A 14,634-nucleotide genomic window follows, 5' to 3' on the forward strand; every position below is an offset into this window, starting at 1 on the left:
AAATTTACATTTCATGACACTCTCCGAATTTCTATCGTATGTGCAAACCGGCAAGGCGCTTAATACTGAACCCATCCATCGCCTGATGAACGACATGAGCGAAGAAGCCCGGCGCATCACCTTCCGCCTGAACTCCGCCTATCATACCCCTGAAGAAGTCAGGGCACTGCTGTCCGAACTCTTCGGCAAACCGGTCCCCGACACGCTTCGGGTCTTCCCTCCCTTCTATTCAGACTTCGGGAAAAACATCACAGTAGGCGAAAACGTATTCATCAATGCCTGCTGCCATTTCCAGGACCACGGCGGAGTAACGCTGGGCGACGGTTGCCAGATAGGGCACAACGTCGTATTCGCCACGCTCAACCACGGCCTGCAACCTGAAGACCGCGGCACCACCTACCCTGCTCCCATTGTTTTGGGCAAGAACGTATGGGTAGGCTCCAACGCCACCATCCTCCAGGGAGTCACCATCGGCGACAATGCCGTCGTGGCCGCCGGAGCTGTTGTGACCAAAGATGTTCCGGCCGACGCCATCGTAGGTGGCGTGCCTGCCCGTTTCATCAAGAGCATCCGATAATATGGACAGTGGGCCGATTGTTCGACGAAAAAGACGTATATTTGCCGAACATTATGGAACCCAAAGAAATGAAACAACCGAAAATAATCGTTGCCGGTATAGGACCGGGCAGCGAACAAGACATCACTCCTGCCGTCAAGGCCGCCCTGCAAGAGGCCGATGTGGTGGTAGGCTACAAATATTATTTCCAGTTTGTCGCTCCTTACCTGAACAGCAGTACCCAATGCGTGGATACAGGCATGAAACGCGAACGGGCACGGGCCGAACAGGCTTTCGAACTGGCCGAACAAGGCAAGACCGTCTGCGTCATCAGTTCGGGCGATGCCGGCATCTACGGCATGACGCCGCTCGTCTACGAAATGAAGCGCGAGCGGGGCAGTGCGGTCGAGGTCGTATCCCTGCCCGGCATCAGTGCCTTCCAGAAGGCTGCCTCCCTGCTGGGCGCTCCGGTAGGACATGATTTCTGCGTCATCTCCCTCAGCGACCTGATGACTCCCTGGGAGCGCATCGAGAAGCGCATCCGGGCCGCTGCCCAGGCCGACTTCGTGACGGCTGTCTACAACCCCAAGAGCGAAGGACGCTACTGGCAGCTCTACCGCCTGAAGGAAATCTTCCTGCAAGAAGACCGGTCGCCCCAGACACCCGTGGGCTACGTGCGCCAGGCCGGCCGACCCGAACAGGAGGTACACATCACCACACTCCAGGACTTCGATCCCGAAGAGGTGGACATGTTTACCGTCATCATCATCGGTAACTCCCAGTCCTACGAATGGCAGGGAGCATTCGTCACACCACGCGGATATTATCGGGAAGAAAGTGCTTCAGGAGCTTCCGTCGGGCAGGACATCATGATACGCAGCTTCCGCACCATCGAACGCGAACTACAGCATCCCGACATTCCCCTCGACCACAAGTGGGCCCTGCTGCATGCCATCCACACCACGGCCGACTTCGAGATGGAGCATCTGCTGTATACCGACCCTCGAGCCGTGTCGACCCTGTACGAACAGATAGCCTCCGGCCGCCTGAAGACCATCGTCACAGACGTGACCATGGCTGCCAGCGGCATCCGCAAAGGCGCCCTGCAACGCCTGGGTGTGGAGGTGAAATGCTACCTGAGCGATCCGCGTACAGCCGAACTGGCATCGGCCAAAGGCATCACCCGTACGCAAGCCGGTACCCGCCTGGCCGTTGAGGAACACCCCGACGCCCTGTACGTCTTCGGCAACGCACCCACCGCCCTGATGGAGCTGTGCGACCTGATACGCAAGGGTAAGGCACACCCGGCCGGCATCGTGGCCGCTCCTGTCGGTTTCGTACATGTGCAGGAATCCAAGCACATGGTCAAGCCCTTCACCGACATTCCAAAAATCATTGTAGAAGGACGCAAAGGCGGAAGCAATCTGGCCGCCACCCTCGTCAACGCTATCCTGTGCTATAACGACGCCGAACAACTGCGCCCCGGCCGAGACGTATAACACAGGCAGAAAACAGACTTCATTATGGAACAGAAATTCATAGTCATCGGCATGGACGACCGCCCGCAGCCCTACTTTCCTCCCGAAGTACAGGAGCTCATCCGCTGCGGGAAAGTCTTTTCGGGCGGTATCCGTCACCACGAAATCGTGTCGTCCCTGCTGCCCGACGATGCCCGGTGGATAGACATCACCGTGCCGCTGGACGACGTTTTTGCCCGCTACGAAGCCCACTTCGCTTCCGAAGGCAGCCCGCTGCTGGTCTTTGCCTCGGGCGACCCGCTCTTTTTCGGCTTCGCCAATACCATCCGGCGGAAGATGCCAGAGGCAGACATCCGCCTATTCCCGTCGTTCAACTCCCTGCAGACGCTGGCCCACCGGCTGGTGATACCCTACAACGACATGCGCACCGTGTCGCTCACCGGCCGCCCCTGGCAGGAGCTGGACCGTGCCCTGATAGAGCGTGCTCCGCACATCGGCCTGCTGACCGACCGAGAACATACGCCCGACGCCATTGCCCGACGCCTGCTGGACTTTGGTTACAACGGTTACACGATGTACGTGGGCGAACACCTGGGCAACCCGTCCCAAGAACGCATCCGGCAGATGAGCCTAGAAGAAGCCTCACAAAGCCGCTTCGAGCACCCCAACAACCTGATGCTTGTAGCCCGCCAACCGCTTCCTCCCCGCCCCTTCGGTATCCCCGACGAGGCTTTCGAACACCTGGACGGACGGGCACGCATGATTACCAAGGCGCCCATCCGTCTGCTCACGTTGCAGGCACTCGAACTGTCGGGCCGCCACGTCCTGTGGGACATCGGTTTCTGCACGGGCTCTGTGTCCATCGAAGCCCGCCTGCAGTTTCCTCATCTCAAAGTTGTGGCGTTCGAAGTGCGTCCCGAAGGCCGGCATCTGATGGAAGTGAACAGCCGCCGCTTCGGCGTGCCGGGCATCACGGCCCTTATCGGTGACTTTCTGCAGGCCGATTTAACAGACCTTCCACGTCCGGACGCCGTGTTCATCGGAGGCCACGGAGGTCGGCTGGACAACATGCTGTCCCGCATCCGCGAAGTGCTCCTGCCGGAAGGCTGCATCGTGCTCAACTCCGTATCGGCCGAAAGCCGCGAAGCCTTCTGCACGGGCATCCGCGACCTGGGCATGAAGCTCTGCCCAGCCCTGCACGTGGCACTGAACGACTACAACCCCATCGATATCCTGAAAGCTACCTTTTAACGTCAAAACTTTAGCATTAGCATGAAAACAGCGATTCTCATCATATCCGAAAAAGGTCTGGGCATAGCCCGGCAGCTTGTACGCGAATTTCCGCAGACGACCCTTGTCAGTACCACGGTGCAGGCAGACGACTGCCAACCGATAGACAGCTATGACCTTTTCCTGAAAGAACATTTCCACCGCTTCGACGCCTTCCTCTTCATCGGAGCCATGGGCATCTGTGTGCGCAGCATCGCCCCCTATATCCGGGACAAGCATACCGATCCTGCCGTAGTCTGCATCGACAGTACCGGCCACTACGTCATCCCCGTGCTTTCGGGCCACATCGGTGGGGCCAACGAACTGGCGCAGAACGTGGCCGGAGCCCTGGGAGCCGAAGCCGTTGTCACGACACAAAGCGACCGCACCAGTCTGTGGGCACTCGACACGCTGGGCCAGCCGTATGGATGGACCTGCCTGCCCGCCGACTCCGAAGGACGCACCCTGCAGCCTACGGATGAAAGCCACCGCGCCTTGAACCGACTCATCGGTCTGTTCGTCAAGCAGGTGCCTACCCTGCTCTATATCGGTGTGCGTGTGCCGGGTGTAGAAAAGCTGGAACAGAGCTGCCCATCCCATGTCACCCTCCGCTACGGCCGTTTCGAAGACATCGACCTGAAGCCCTACGAACTGCTGTTGCTCCTGACACCCTTCTGCCACAACACGGCCGGAGTGCCCACCCTCTACTACATTCCACGGGTGCTCCATGCGGGCATCGGCCTGGCCCACGAAGCCGGCCCTACCGACGAAATCATCACCTGCCTGAACGATACCCTCCTGGAACACCGCCTCCAGCCGGCCGCCATTGCCGACTATGCCACCATCTGCGAAAAGCGCGAAGAGCCTGTAGTCAAGCAGCTCCAGACCCGGCAGACCGTGCACTTCTATACAGCCGACGAACTGAAGACCGTCGACGTGCCTACCCCGAGTGAAGTGGTGCAGAAGCACATGGGCACTCCCAGCGTCAGCGAGGCGGCCGCCCTGCTGGCCTCGGACGGCGGTCGGCTGGTACTGAACAAGCAGAAAGGCAGTAACTATACGCTGGCCGTAGCTGTAAGTCAAGATGTATTGACCGACCACGGCCACATCGAGATTGTAGGAGCCGGTCCCGGCGACCCCGACCTGATATCGGTACGCGGACGGCAGATGCTGGAGAAGGCCGACCTGATACTCTACGCCGGCAGCCTGGTGCCTCGCGAGCTGACCCACTGCGCCAAGCCCGGCGCCACGGTGCGTAGCTCCGCTTCGATGAACCTGGAGGAACAGTTTGCCCTGATGAAGGAATTCTACGACCGCGGGCAGTTCATCGTCCGCCTGCACACGGGCGACCCCTGTATCTACGGAGCCATTCAGGAACAGATGAACTACTTCGACCGCTACGGCATGAGTTACCACATCACGCCGGGCATCTCGTCCTTCCAGGCCGCCGCAGCAGCATTGAAATCGCAGTTCACCATCCCCGAGAAGGTACAGAGCATCATCCTGACCCGCGGTGAAGGACGCACCCCCATGCCTCCGCGCGAGAAACTGCACCTCATGGCCCGCTCGCAGAGCACCATGTGTATCTTCCTCAGCGCCGGCATCGTAGACCAGGTACAGGCCGAACTGCTGCAGGAGTATCCCGAAGACACTCCCGTGGCCGCCTGCTACCACCTGACGTGGAAGGACGAACGCATCTACCGTGGCGTATTGAAAGATCTTGCCCGCATCGTGAAGGACAACCAACTGACATTGACCACCATGATCGTGGTGGGCGAAGCTATCGACAACCGCCAGGGCCTCTCGCGCCTGTACGCTCACGAATTTGCCCATCTGTACCGCAACGCCACCGACCGATAATCGTCTCATCCCTAACCAGATACCTGTATGATTCTTATCTTAGGCGGAACTACCGAAGGCCGGACAGCGGCCAAGACCCTGGAAGAGGCTGGACAGCCTTTCTACTACTCCACCCGTGGTGACGAGCAGGAAGTAACCCTGCATCACGGCATCCGGCTGCAAGGTGGCATGGATACCGAAGCCTTGGCCGACTTCTGCCGGCAGCACGACATCCGGCTGCTGGTGGATGCTGCTCACCCCTTTGCCGCACAGCTGCATCAGAACGTGGCCGAAGCCGCCACGCAGTTGTCCCTGCCGGTCATCCGCTTCGAACGCCTCTACCCGCCCCGTGAAGCCTGCCCCGTGGAATGGATGGACAACTACCCCGAAGCCATGGAACAGATACGCCAGGGACATCCGTCGTCTTTTCTGGCCCTGACTGGCGTACAGAGCATCGGAAAAATGGCTCCGCTATGGCAGGAAGCCGACTTTCCCTGCTACTTCCGTATCCTGGACCGAGACAGCTCGCGCCACCTGGCCAACCGTCAGGGATTTCCCCGCGAACGCCTCCTGTACTACCACGAAGGCGAAGACGAACGGCAACTGCTGGAACAGCTCCGTCCAGACGTTATCCTACTGAAAGAAAGCGGATTGTCAGGAGGATTTAAAGAAAAGGTTGAAGCGGCCGCCTCGCTCGGCATCCGGATACTGGCCCTGCGCCGACCGCCGCTGCCTACCTCCTTCATCACCGTGACAGGCAGGCACGGACTCCGTCGGAAGGTGGAACAACTGCTGCCCGACTTCTATGCGCAGCACACGGGACTGACGACCGGTACCTGCGCCACCGCCGCTGCCGTAGCCGCCACATGGGAAGCCCTGCACAACGGCGACGAGAGACGGCCCGACGAATTTCCTGTGGTGCTGCCCGACGGCGAGATACTCTCCGTCGCCGCCCGCACGAGCAGCCGCACCGTCTCGGCCGACGGACAGACCGTCTGCGCCTCGGCCAGCGTTGTCAAGGATGCGGGCGACGACCCCGACATCACCGATGGCCTGACGATAGAAGCCCGCGTCGTGCTGCATCTTTCGGACCGACCATGCGCCTCCGACACCTTACCCGTCGACATCGACGGCGGGGCGGGCGTGGGCCGCGTCACCCTGCCCGGACTGGATGCCGCCGTGGGCCAGGCAGCCATCAACGCCACGCCACGCCGCATGATAGCTACCGGCATCCGCTACCTGCTCTCCACCCTGCCCAAACAGTCCCAGCATCCCATCCGGGCCGAAGTCATCCTCTCCGTCCCCCAAGGTGAAGAAATAGCCCGACGCACCTTCAACCCGCGCCTGGGTATCGTGGGCGGCATCTCCATCATCGGTACTTCGGGCATCGTGAAACCATTCTCTACAGAAGCCTTCATCCACTCCATCGCCAAGTCCATGGATGTGGCTCGTGCCACGGGCAGCCCGCGTGTCGTCATCAACTCCGGTGCCAAGAGCGAACGCTTCGTCCGTGCCTACTACCCCGACCTGCCTCCGCAAGCCTTCGTACACTACGGCAACTTCATCGGCGAGACGCTGAAGCTGGCCGACAACCTCCGCGTACCCCGTGTTACACTGGGTGTCATGATTGGAAAGGCCGTCAAGCTGGCCGAAGGCCATCTGAACACACACAGCCGCCAGGTGACGATGAACCGCGATTTCATCGCCTCGCTGGCCCGCGAAGCCGGATGCAGTGGAGACATCTGTACCCGCATCGGCAGCCTCAACCTGGCCCGCGAACTGTGGACACTTATTCCGCAGACTATTATACCCGTCTTTGCACACACTATTCTGATGCATTGTTATCATCACTGTGCCCCTTTACTGTCACACGGCGAACTGACCATCCTCCTCATTTCGGAAGAGGGAAAAATCTATTCATCTTCCGTTCGTACCAATTGAACAGAACTTGCATACAACATACAAAAAGAATGTAGACAATCTGTTTCCTTCTTGTCTACATTCTTTTATCAAAACATATATATTCTGTCCACCGACAGAATTTAAACGGAACATACCCTAAAGTCTCATCGGCCTGTAGCCTGCAAATAAGTCCGTTTCTTTACCTCATACTGCATGCACGATTCGACATATTTGTCCCGACTTTGCTGATAGAGAGTCTGCGCATCCAGCAATTCGCTCATCGCGCATGTCCCTGCCGCATAATAATCCGTGTTAAGTCTCAAGTTTTCGTCGGCCTGTTCTATGGACAGAAGAGCTATCTCCATTTGTTTGTAAGCATCGTTCAGTTCGTTCCAGGCATTCTGCATACGGATAACAAGCATCTGACTTTGGTCTTCCAACTGATTCTCGGCATTCTGCACACGGAGTTTGTCCCGTTTCATCTCGTGCGTCCCGCTCCACCAACCGGTCAGCGGAACACTGACAGTCGCAAACCCGACCCAGAACGACTGGTCTCTGTCCATCAGGTTTTCATATACATAGCCACCACCTATAGCCACCGTCGGAAGATGCTTGCCCACGGTCAGCTTCCGTTGCAGACGAGTTGCCTTCAAGTTCTGCTGCAGCAGATGATATTCTTCTGTCAGCAGAAGAGAAACATCCGGATTCCGGTACAGGCTGTCCGGCCGTTCCGGAAGTTTCCAACCGATATTCATTTGCACATCAATGCTGTCTGTTGGATGTCCAATGTATTGTGCAAGCATATTACGCGACAAGGCAAGTGCATTTTCCACTTCTATACGCCCGCTGCGGGTTTCATTCTGCCGAAGCTGCACCTGTAAAAGATCATTGCGCGTAGTAAGTCCCGCATGGACGACAGCCTCAACATCCGCGTTCAACCGTTCCAATTGTTTTTCTACTGTAGAAATGGTCCTTAATTTTTCCTTCAAAGTCACAACCTGCCAAAAATATTGCTCGGTTGTCAGCCTTACTTCTTTCTCCGAAAGGTTACGCTGCAAACGTTTCACCTCGACATTGACCTCGGCGAGTTTGTTACCATGAACTATCTGACCACCGGTAAAAAGAGGCAGACTGGCCGTAACACCGCCCATCACTCCATCCTTCATCATCGAGATACCCTGTCCGGGGGCCATTTCCATCTGCAAGAGACCTTGATCAGCCACAAAAGCCCCTCCTCCGGCCATTACACTGGGGAAATAATTGGTAAAGGCTGACTGACGGTCCTGACGGGCCGCATAAAGATCATTGACGGCATTTTTAATGCGTACATTATTGCTCAAAGCTTCTTGAATACATTCGTCCAATGTATATGTATGCTGGGCACGCAATGACAGGGGCATACATAAGCCTGTTACCATTCCCAGATACAGAAACATAATTTTATTTTTTACTTTCATAATTTCATGTCGTTTACTCGTTCATATCTGATAAAAGCTCCCTATCGGATTATTGTTTTTCCAAAGCCTCACTTCTGACCCTTCGTCCCGTACTACCGCGGAAAATCAACAGATAACAAACAGGAAGGACAGTCAACAGAAATACCATGGTAATCAGGGTTCCGTAACAAATAACCGTACCCATCGGCATCCACAAACCGCTTTTACCCAGTATCATCGGTATGACACCCATGGATGCGGCAGCCGATGTCAGAAAAATGGGACGCATACGCCGGCGGGCCGAATGATAGATGGCATCACGTACCCCCAGGCGTTCAACGGTACGCAATTCTTCGGCATAATCAATCATAATGATGCCGTTTCGCACAATAATACCCATCAGACTGATGATACCCAATGTACTGGTCATACTGAAATCTACCCCCTGAATCAAGACTCCGACTGCAGTACCGAACAGGCAAAGTGTCATACTGGCAAAAATAAGCAGAGCGATGCTGATACGACGGAAATGAGCCAGCAGAATAAAGAAGATGATAAAAGCAGCAATGGCCAGAGCTCCCATAATAGGCGGTAAATTTTCATTGTCCTGCTCACGGTCACCTCCATAGGCAAGTTCCACTCCTGCAGGAAGCGGAATCTCTTCCAGACGTTTCATCAGTTTTGCAGTGAAGGCCGTCGGATTTACTTCACGACGCACGTCGGACATCACCGTAATGGTATAAACACCGTTCCTACGGACAATCTGTCCATCCTCCGAACAGGGCTCCATAACAGCCAGCTGACGCAAAGGAACATAAGACAGCCCTCCTGCTACAGGTATCAATTCTCCATTCAAATCAGAAAAAGAGGCACTATCGGCCTTTTCGCTCTTCAAGGTTACAGGGATGGCATAATCTCCTTCCCACAGATTGGCCATCGGCAGACCATTTCCATAACGCATGGCCAATGTCGTTTCCAACTGTATATTGTTGATACCAAGACGGGTAGCTTCATCTTCCTTCATCCGTAACCGGACGGTCGTCTGCGGTTCGCTGAAGTTGGTCTGTGCAAGCTGTGTTTCAGGCATGTTACGCAGCAAAGCAAGATATTTCCCGGCAATGTTCTTCAATGTATCCAGATTGTTACCGCTCAAGCGCAATTCCACAGGATAGACAGCCTGGCTGAAACTGATTTGCTTGAAACGGACCCTGGCTTCGGGAAAAGCGTTGGTGTATCGCGGAGCGTACTCATCGAGTAGCTGTACGGTTTCCTTGTTACCGGTCGTGTTGACAATCAGCTGCGCATAATTGGTACCTCCCAACTGAGGAGCGTATGCCGTATGAAACCTTGGCGAAGAGCAACCAACAAAAGCCGTAACAGAAAGTACACGCGGATCACGGCGAAGCAGGTGTTCTACACTATCGGCTACCAAAGCCGTCTTCTCTACCGCCGAACCTGTAGGCAGATATATTTCGACAGCAAACTGGTCACGGTCGGCTACAGGCATCAGACGTTGGGGCAACTGCCCCATCAGCACAATTCCGACAACAATGGAAACCAAACCCGAGAACAACGTGATATACGGATGGGCAAAGCAGACGTCAAGCAACCGGTTATAATATTTCTGAAGTACGGAAAGAAACGAAAAACCTTTCTGTACGCCAGGTATCGGTTTACGGATAAACCAAAACTGCATAAACGGTACCAACAACATGGCCACCAGCAGCGATACGCCCAAAATAAGTGTAATGGACCATGGAAAGCTGAGCAGGAAGTCGTGTATCATTCCCTTGATAACGATCAAAAAGGGAAAGAACGTAATACTGATAGCCAGCGTAGCCGAAAATATGGATTTGAAGAAATGTGTGGCACTTTGAATGGAGGCATGCCAACGGGACATACCTTCACCCAGCTTCTCGAGATAACTGTCGATGATCACAATCGAATTGTCTACAATCATACCCAATGTGACGATAAGTGCCGCCAACGTCACCGTATTCAGTTCGATACCAAAAGCATAGAACAACCCTAAAGAGATGAATATGGTAATGGGGATGGTAGAAGCTGCCACCAAAGCCACTTTCAAAGGTAAGAGCAACATAACGATAACGACCACAGCCCCGATGGCGATAAGCAACTCGTGCAGGAACGTATTGACGCTGTCGCCCACCACCCGGGCCTGGTCGGTAATGCGGTACATATTCACTTCAGAAGGTAATTCCTTCTTGAAAAGAGTCAGTACATGATCCACTTCTTCGCCCATACGAACGATGTTCTGCCCCTTTTTCATCTCGACACTGAGCAGAATACACTTCGTCCCGTTATTGGTAATATAGCTGTCGGCGTGAGGATATTCCTTCACAACACGTGCCACATCCTTCAGACGTATGTTGTGTCCTGACGGATCGTTGTAAACAATCTGTTCACGAATATCGGAAAGTGTATTGAAAGATTTCTCCACATGGATTGGCAAGACGTAATCGGGCGTCTGTATCCGGCCGCCCGAAGTTACGAATCCCTTGGCAAACAGTCCGGCCGCAATAGTCTGCTCGTTCAGACCATATTGCGACAGACGGGCCGGATCGAGATAGACTGAAATCTGCTCCTTGCGTTCTCCGCTCACCGTCAATCGGCCTACGCTTTTGATACGGCGCAACCGGTCCATCAGTTCATCCATATAGCCATGCAGTTCACGATAAGTTTTGTCCTTGCTTTCCATGGTGATAAGCAAAGCCGAGGTATCGCCGAAATCGTCCATCACCTGTATGGCCAGTACATTGGAAGGCAGTTGCGATTTGAACATGGCCACTCCGTGCTTGAACTTGCTCCAGAATTCATCCTTATTGTTCAGGTCATCGTTCAGTTCCACTTGAACAAATACCATACCGTCACGGGTTGTCGAGAAAGTCTTTTCCTTCTTCACTTCCTTGTAAGTAAAGATATAGTCCTCCAACGGTTTGGTTACCTGTTCCACCATTTCTTCTACGTTGATTCCCGGTGCCACAGCCACTACCATTCCCTGACGGATAGTGAAGTCGGGAAACTCATTCTTCTGCATCTCAGGCAAACTGTATATACCGAATGCCACCAGACAGCATGTCACCAGAATCACTATCTGACGATAGTGCATGGCCCATTCCACTACGTTACGTTTCTTTTCCATCATCATCACGCCTCCTTCATCGTGTCAGTTTTGTGCCTTCGCACACTTTCTGTTGTCCTTCTACAATGATTTCATCGCCTGCCACCAGTCCCGAAAGGACTACTACTCCCTGGGGGGTAAATTCACCACATTCTACAAACCGTTTGGTAGCCGTTCCGCCAGCATCAACCCAAACAAAACTACGGTTATTCTCATCGATTTGTAAAACGGAAGCAGGAATGATACATACTTCTCCTTCAGAACCAGTCAAGAGAGTCACCTGTGCTACCATGCCCGGCATCAGTCCTCCAACCGGCTTTCCAGGCTTTATCTTCACCAGATATGACCGTGACAACGGATGAGCCTTCACTCCTTTTTCCGTAACCACCCCTGAAAATTTTCCGCCTTTCAATGCCGGCACAGTGACAAATGCCTGCTGCCCGACCTTGACATCGGCAATTTCTGTCTCCGGAACCGGAATCGTAACCTGTAGCTCGTCATCAGTCACCAGCTTCACTACAGGTACACCGGGGGCTACATTCTGCCCCACCTCCGCCAGTTTTTCAGCAACGACCCCGTCAAAAGGAGCATACAGTTTACAGTCCTCCAGGTTCTTGCGGGCTATTTCCTCCATGGAACATGCCTGGCGGTATCTGCTCTGTACCTCTATCCATTTGATTTCAGCCAGACTACCTTTCTTATATAGTTCTTCCATTCTGCGATAGGCATCCTCTGCCTGTTCCAATGAAGCTTTAGCCGCACGATAGCTGCTTTCCATAGAAGTCCGGTCTGTTTCGGCCAACAATTGACCTTTTTTTACCCGACTTCCCATACCTACTCGCATATCTTTCAATACCCCCATCACAGAAAAGCTGAGTACACTTCCGTTTTCTTCTTCCACTGTTCCCGAGAAACCATGATTCTCCGCCAGCAAAGAAGGTTCTACCTTCATTGTCCTTACTTTAACCGGTTCCACTACTTCCGATAACTCTTTAGAGGTGTTCCCACACCCTGCACACATGCCCAGCATCATCAGCATAGTCATGCAGTACGTTGTCTTGATACGTTTCATTTTCAAAATCATTTTATCCTTTTTGAACAAATCAGGTGCAAAGTAAGAGGCTTCAGAAAAAACTACGGGAATTTATTCTTCTACAAAAATGTCCCATATTTCCTGCGACAAGTAAGATATTCCATCAGGAACATTTCTACAGAAAATTCAACCAACGTTTATTGGAAAATATTCTGTTCTTTTGTGACATAAACAGATTAAAATACAATTATGGAACAAAAAATGATTGTAGGCAATGCAGAACAATTGGAACAAGAACTGGTAGAAAAAAATACCATCTATCACGATGACCGCATCATGATTATCGACCATCTGCATGAAATGGACCTTCTTCCGGCTCCCCCCGTACGCTTGGAGTCTTATATGGCCATTTTATGCCTGAAAGGAAAAGGCCAGGTAGCAGTTAACAACAAATTTTTCGATGTATGCAAGAATGACATCATGATTTGCCATCCACAGACCATATTAGAACACAGTATGGTCAGCATAGACTTTGAGTGCTGCGGTTTTTGCCTCTCGCCCGAATATGTCAACCAGATTATTCTTATCTCTTCGGGCACATGGAATTTTAAGATGTTCATCGAAAAACATCCCATCATCTCCTTGTCCGAGGAAGAAAGTATCATTTTCCATCAATATTACAGCCTGCTTCGCTCCAAACTCCTCGGAACTCCCCACCGTCATCAAAAAGAGCTGATAGACGCCTTACTACAGGCTTTCATTTATGAATTTTCCGATTCTATGGAACGTATCATTCGCCTTTCACCTCCATCCTATAATTCTGCGGAAAACCTTTTCAACCAGTTCACAGAAATCCTCTCTGCTGCTTATCCCAAACCACGAAGCGTGGCCTTTTATGCAGACAAACTGCATGTAACCCCCAAATACCTGTCTGCCGTCTGCAAAAAGGTCAGTGGAAATACAGCCTCCGCCCTCATCGAACAATATGTGATGAAAGACATCCAGTATCTCCTGAAGAAAACAACCAAAAGCATCAAGGAAATAGTCAACGAACTCGATTTTCCCAACATTTCTTTCTTCGGGAAATACGTCAAACAGCATGTAGGCGTATCACCCAAACAATACAGGGCCGAGTCATGAAGCGATTATAGGGAAAACATCAATTATTGTTATACAAAAAAGGAGCTACGACTTATCGTAACTCCTTGATTTCTTGCTGTCGGGGTAGCGGGATTCGAACCCACGACCCCCTGCTCCCAAAGAAGCATCCATCTTGTAGCGTATCTTTCTGTTAATAAATAAATTACATTCTCTTATATTCTTGTTTAGGATAAGTTTTTGAACATCTTTCTATTTGAATGCCTTCCCTATCCTATCGCCTGTTACCCATCCATCACCGAACTATACAACATTTAAAAAATCATTTTAAATGCTCAGATAGATTAGATCGGGATTTCTTCAGACATTCTATTATATCATCCAACTTATCTATTTTCATAGACACAAATGACCTGTCCGTATAGTTTCTGGTACGCAAATAAAAAGTCCAGACCTTTTCTTTCCTCGCCACAGGATTTTCCTTGCTAAATACACCAAACTCTACACCATCACGAGTTTTGTACTCACATTCCATATAATTATCGTATGTATTTACTACAACATTAGATTTGATATATTCCATAGAAGAAATACATCCTGACAACTCATCAAAGTCCAAAGTACCTATATAGGAAGAAGATGAATATTCTGTAATGACACGCAACGCACCTGTTTTCTCCCCGGAAGACAGATTAGTTATAACTATCGTTTGAAATGATACGCCACCTACTCGCCCAATATCAAAAAAGTCCTTTTGCAACAAGACTCCATCCTTTTCAAGTAATTCTACTGTTTTACTCTTTGAACTATTGGTTTCTTCTTGCGCAACTAATACCGAGCAAGTTATCACAAGTACAAATAATAAAATAAATTTCTTCATA

10 protein-coding genes are annotated in these 14,634 nt (G+C 52.3%); 6 read left to right on the forward strand and 4 right to left on the reverse strand.

The genetic code is table 11. The annotated features are described in order from the left end of the window. The first annotated feature begins 13 nt into the window (after positions 1-13). The 5 genes from RDO88_RS08575 to cbiD all read left to right on the forward strand — a co-directional run bounded on the left by RDO88_RS08575 (position 14) and on the right by cbiD (position 7,083). Positions 14-577, forward strand: a complete 564-nt coding sequence (locus RDO88_RS08575) for a DapH/DapD/GlmU-related protein (protein ID WP_307758980.1) — start codon at positions 14-16, stop codon at positions 575-577. A 68-nt stretch (positions 578-645) separates the two neighbouring features. Beyond that, a complete protein-coding gene (gene cobJ, locus RDO88_RS08580; protein WP_307759049.1) occupies positions 646-2,055 on the forward strand; it encodes a precorrin-3B C(17)-methyltransferase in 1,410 nt (469 codons plus the stop codon). A 24-nt stretch (positions 2,056-2,079) separates the two neighbouring features. Next, entirely contained in the window at positions 2,080-3,285 is a 1,206-nt protein-coding gene (gene cbiE, locus RDO88_RS08585; RefSeq protein ID WP_307758981.1) for a precorrin-6y C5,15-methyltransferase (decarboxylating) subunit CbiE, read from the forward strand. Positions 3,286-3,306: 21 nt separating this feature from the next. After that, on the forward strand, positions 3,307-5,163 hold the full coding sequence (gene cobM / locus RDO88_RS08590) for a precorrin-4 C(11)-methyltransferase (protein WP_307758982.1): 1,857 nt from the start codon (positions 3,307-3,309) through the stop codon (positions 5,161-5,163). 27 nt (positions 5,164-5,190) lie between these two features. Then, the gene (cbiD, locus tag RDO88_RS08595; protein WP_307758983.1) at positions 5,191-7,083 is read left to right on the forward strand and encodes a cobalt-precorrin-5B (C(1))-methyltransferase CbiD; all 1,893 of its coding nucleotides are present in this window, start codon (positions 5,191-5,193) and stop codon (positions 7,081-7,083) included. A gap of 125 nt (positions 7,084-7,208) precedes the next feature. Here the strand turns inward: cbiD and RDO88_RS08600 are convergent, their stop codons facing one another. The 3 genes from RDO88_RS08600 to RDO88_RS08610 form a co-directional block, all read right to left on the reverse strand. Continuing rightward, the gene (locus RDO88_RS08600) at positions 7,209-8,480 is read right to left on the reverse strand and encodes a TolC family protein (RefSeq protein ID WP_307758984.1); all 1,272 of its coding nucleotides are present in this window, start codon (positions 8,478-8,480) and stop codon (positions 7,209-7,211) included. Positions 8,481-8,550: 70 nt separating this feature from the next. Then, positions 8,551-11,643, reverse strand: coding sequence for an efflux RND transporter permease subunit (locus tag RDO88_RS08605; protein ID WP_307758985.1), 3,093 nt, complete (start codon positions 11,641-11,643; stop codon positions 8,551-8,553). A 16-nt stretch (positions 11,644-11,659) separates the two neighbouring features. Next, positions 11,660-12,694 carry an efflux RND transporter periplasmic adaptor subunit gene (locus RDO88_RS08610; protein ID WP_307758986.1) on the reverse strand — a complete coding sequence of 345 codons (1,035 nt, stop codon included), beginning with the start codon at positions 12,692-12,694 and terminating at the stop codon, positions 11,660-11,662. A gap of 210 nt (positions 12,695-12,904) precedes the next feature. On the opposite strand from RDO88_RS08610, the gene RDO88_RS08615 reads away from it, so the two are divergent. Next, a complete protein-coding gene (locus tag RDO88_RS08615) occupies positions 12,905-13,795 on the forward strand; it encodes a helix-turn-helix domain-containing protein (protein WP_307758987.1) in 891 nt (296 codons plus the stop codon). 280 nt (positions 13,796-14,075) lie between these two features. Here the strand turns inward: RDO88_RS08615 and RDO88_RS08620 are convergent, their stop codons facing one another. Continuing rightward, on the reverse strand, positions 14,076-14,633 hold the full coding sequence (locus RDO88_RS08620; RefSeq protein WP_307758988.1) for a hypothetical protein: 558 nt from the start codon (positions 14,631-14,633) through the stop codon (positions 14,076-14,078). Position 14,634 lies beyond the last annotated feature (1 nt).

Origin of the sequence: uncultured Mediterranea sp. (assembly GCF_902493215.1) — a bacterium.
Taxonomy (GTDB): Bacteria; Bacteroidota; Bacteroidia; order Bacteroidales; family Bacteroidaceae; genus Bacteroides.

Coding starts and splice junctions, on each gene's coding strand:
- RDO88_RS08575 (WP_307758980.1), top strand. CDS start 14: ATGACACTCTCCGAATTTCTATCGTATGTGCAAACCGGCAAGGCGCTT.
- cobJ (WP_307759049.1), top strand. CDS start 646: ATGAAACAACCGAAAATAATCGTTGCCGGTATAGGACCGGGCAGCGAA.
- cbiE (WP_307758981.1), top strand. CDS start 2,080: ATGGAACAGAAATTCATAGTCATCGGCATGGACGACCGCCCGCAGCCC.
- cobM (WP_307758982.1), top strand. CDS start 3,307: ATGAAAACAGCGATTCTCATCATATCCGAAAAAGGTCTGGGCATAGCC.
- cbiD (WP_307758983.1), top strand. CDS start 5,191: ATGATTCTTATCTTAGGCGGAACTACCGAAGGCCGGACAGCGGCCAAG.
- RDO88_RS08600 (WP_307758984.1), bottom strand. CDS start 8,480: ATGTTTCTGTATCTGGGAATGGTAACAGGCTTATGTATGCCCCTGTCA.
- RDO88_RS08605 (WP_307758985.1), bottom strand. CDS start 11,643: ATGGAAAAGAAACGTAACGTAGTGGAATGGGCCATGCACTATCGTCAG.
- RDO88_RS08610 (WP_307758986.1), bottom strand. CDS start 12,694: ATGAAACGTATCAAGACAACGTACTGCATGACTATGCTGATGATGCTG.
- RDO88_RS08615 (WP_307758987.1), top strand. CDS start 12,905: ATGGAACAAAAAATGATTGTAGGCAATGCAGAACAATTGGAACAAGAA.
- RDO88_RS08620 (WP_307758988.1), bottom strand. CDS start 14,633: ATGAAGAAATTTATTTTATTATTTGTACTTGTGATAACTTGCTCGGTA.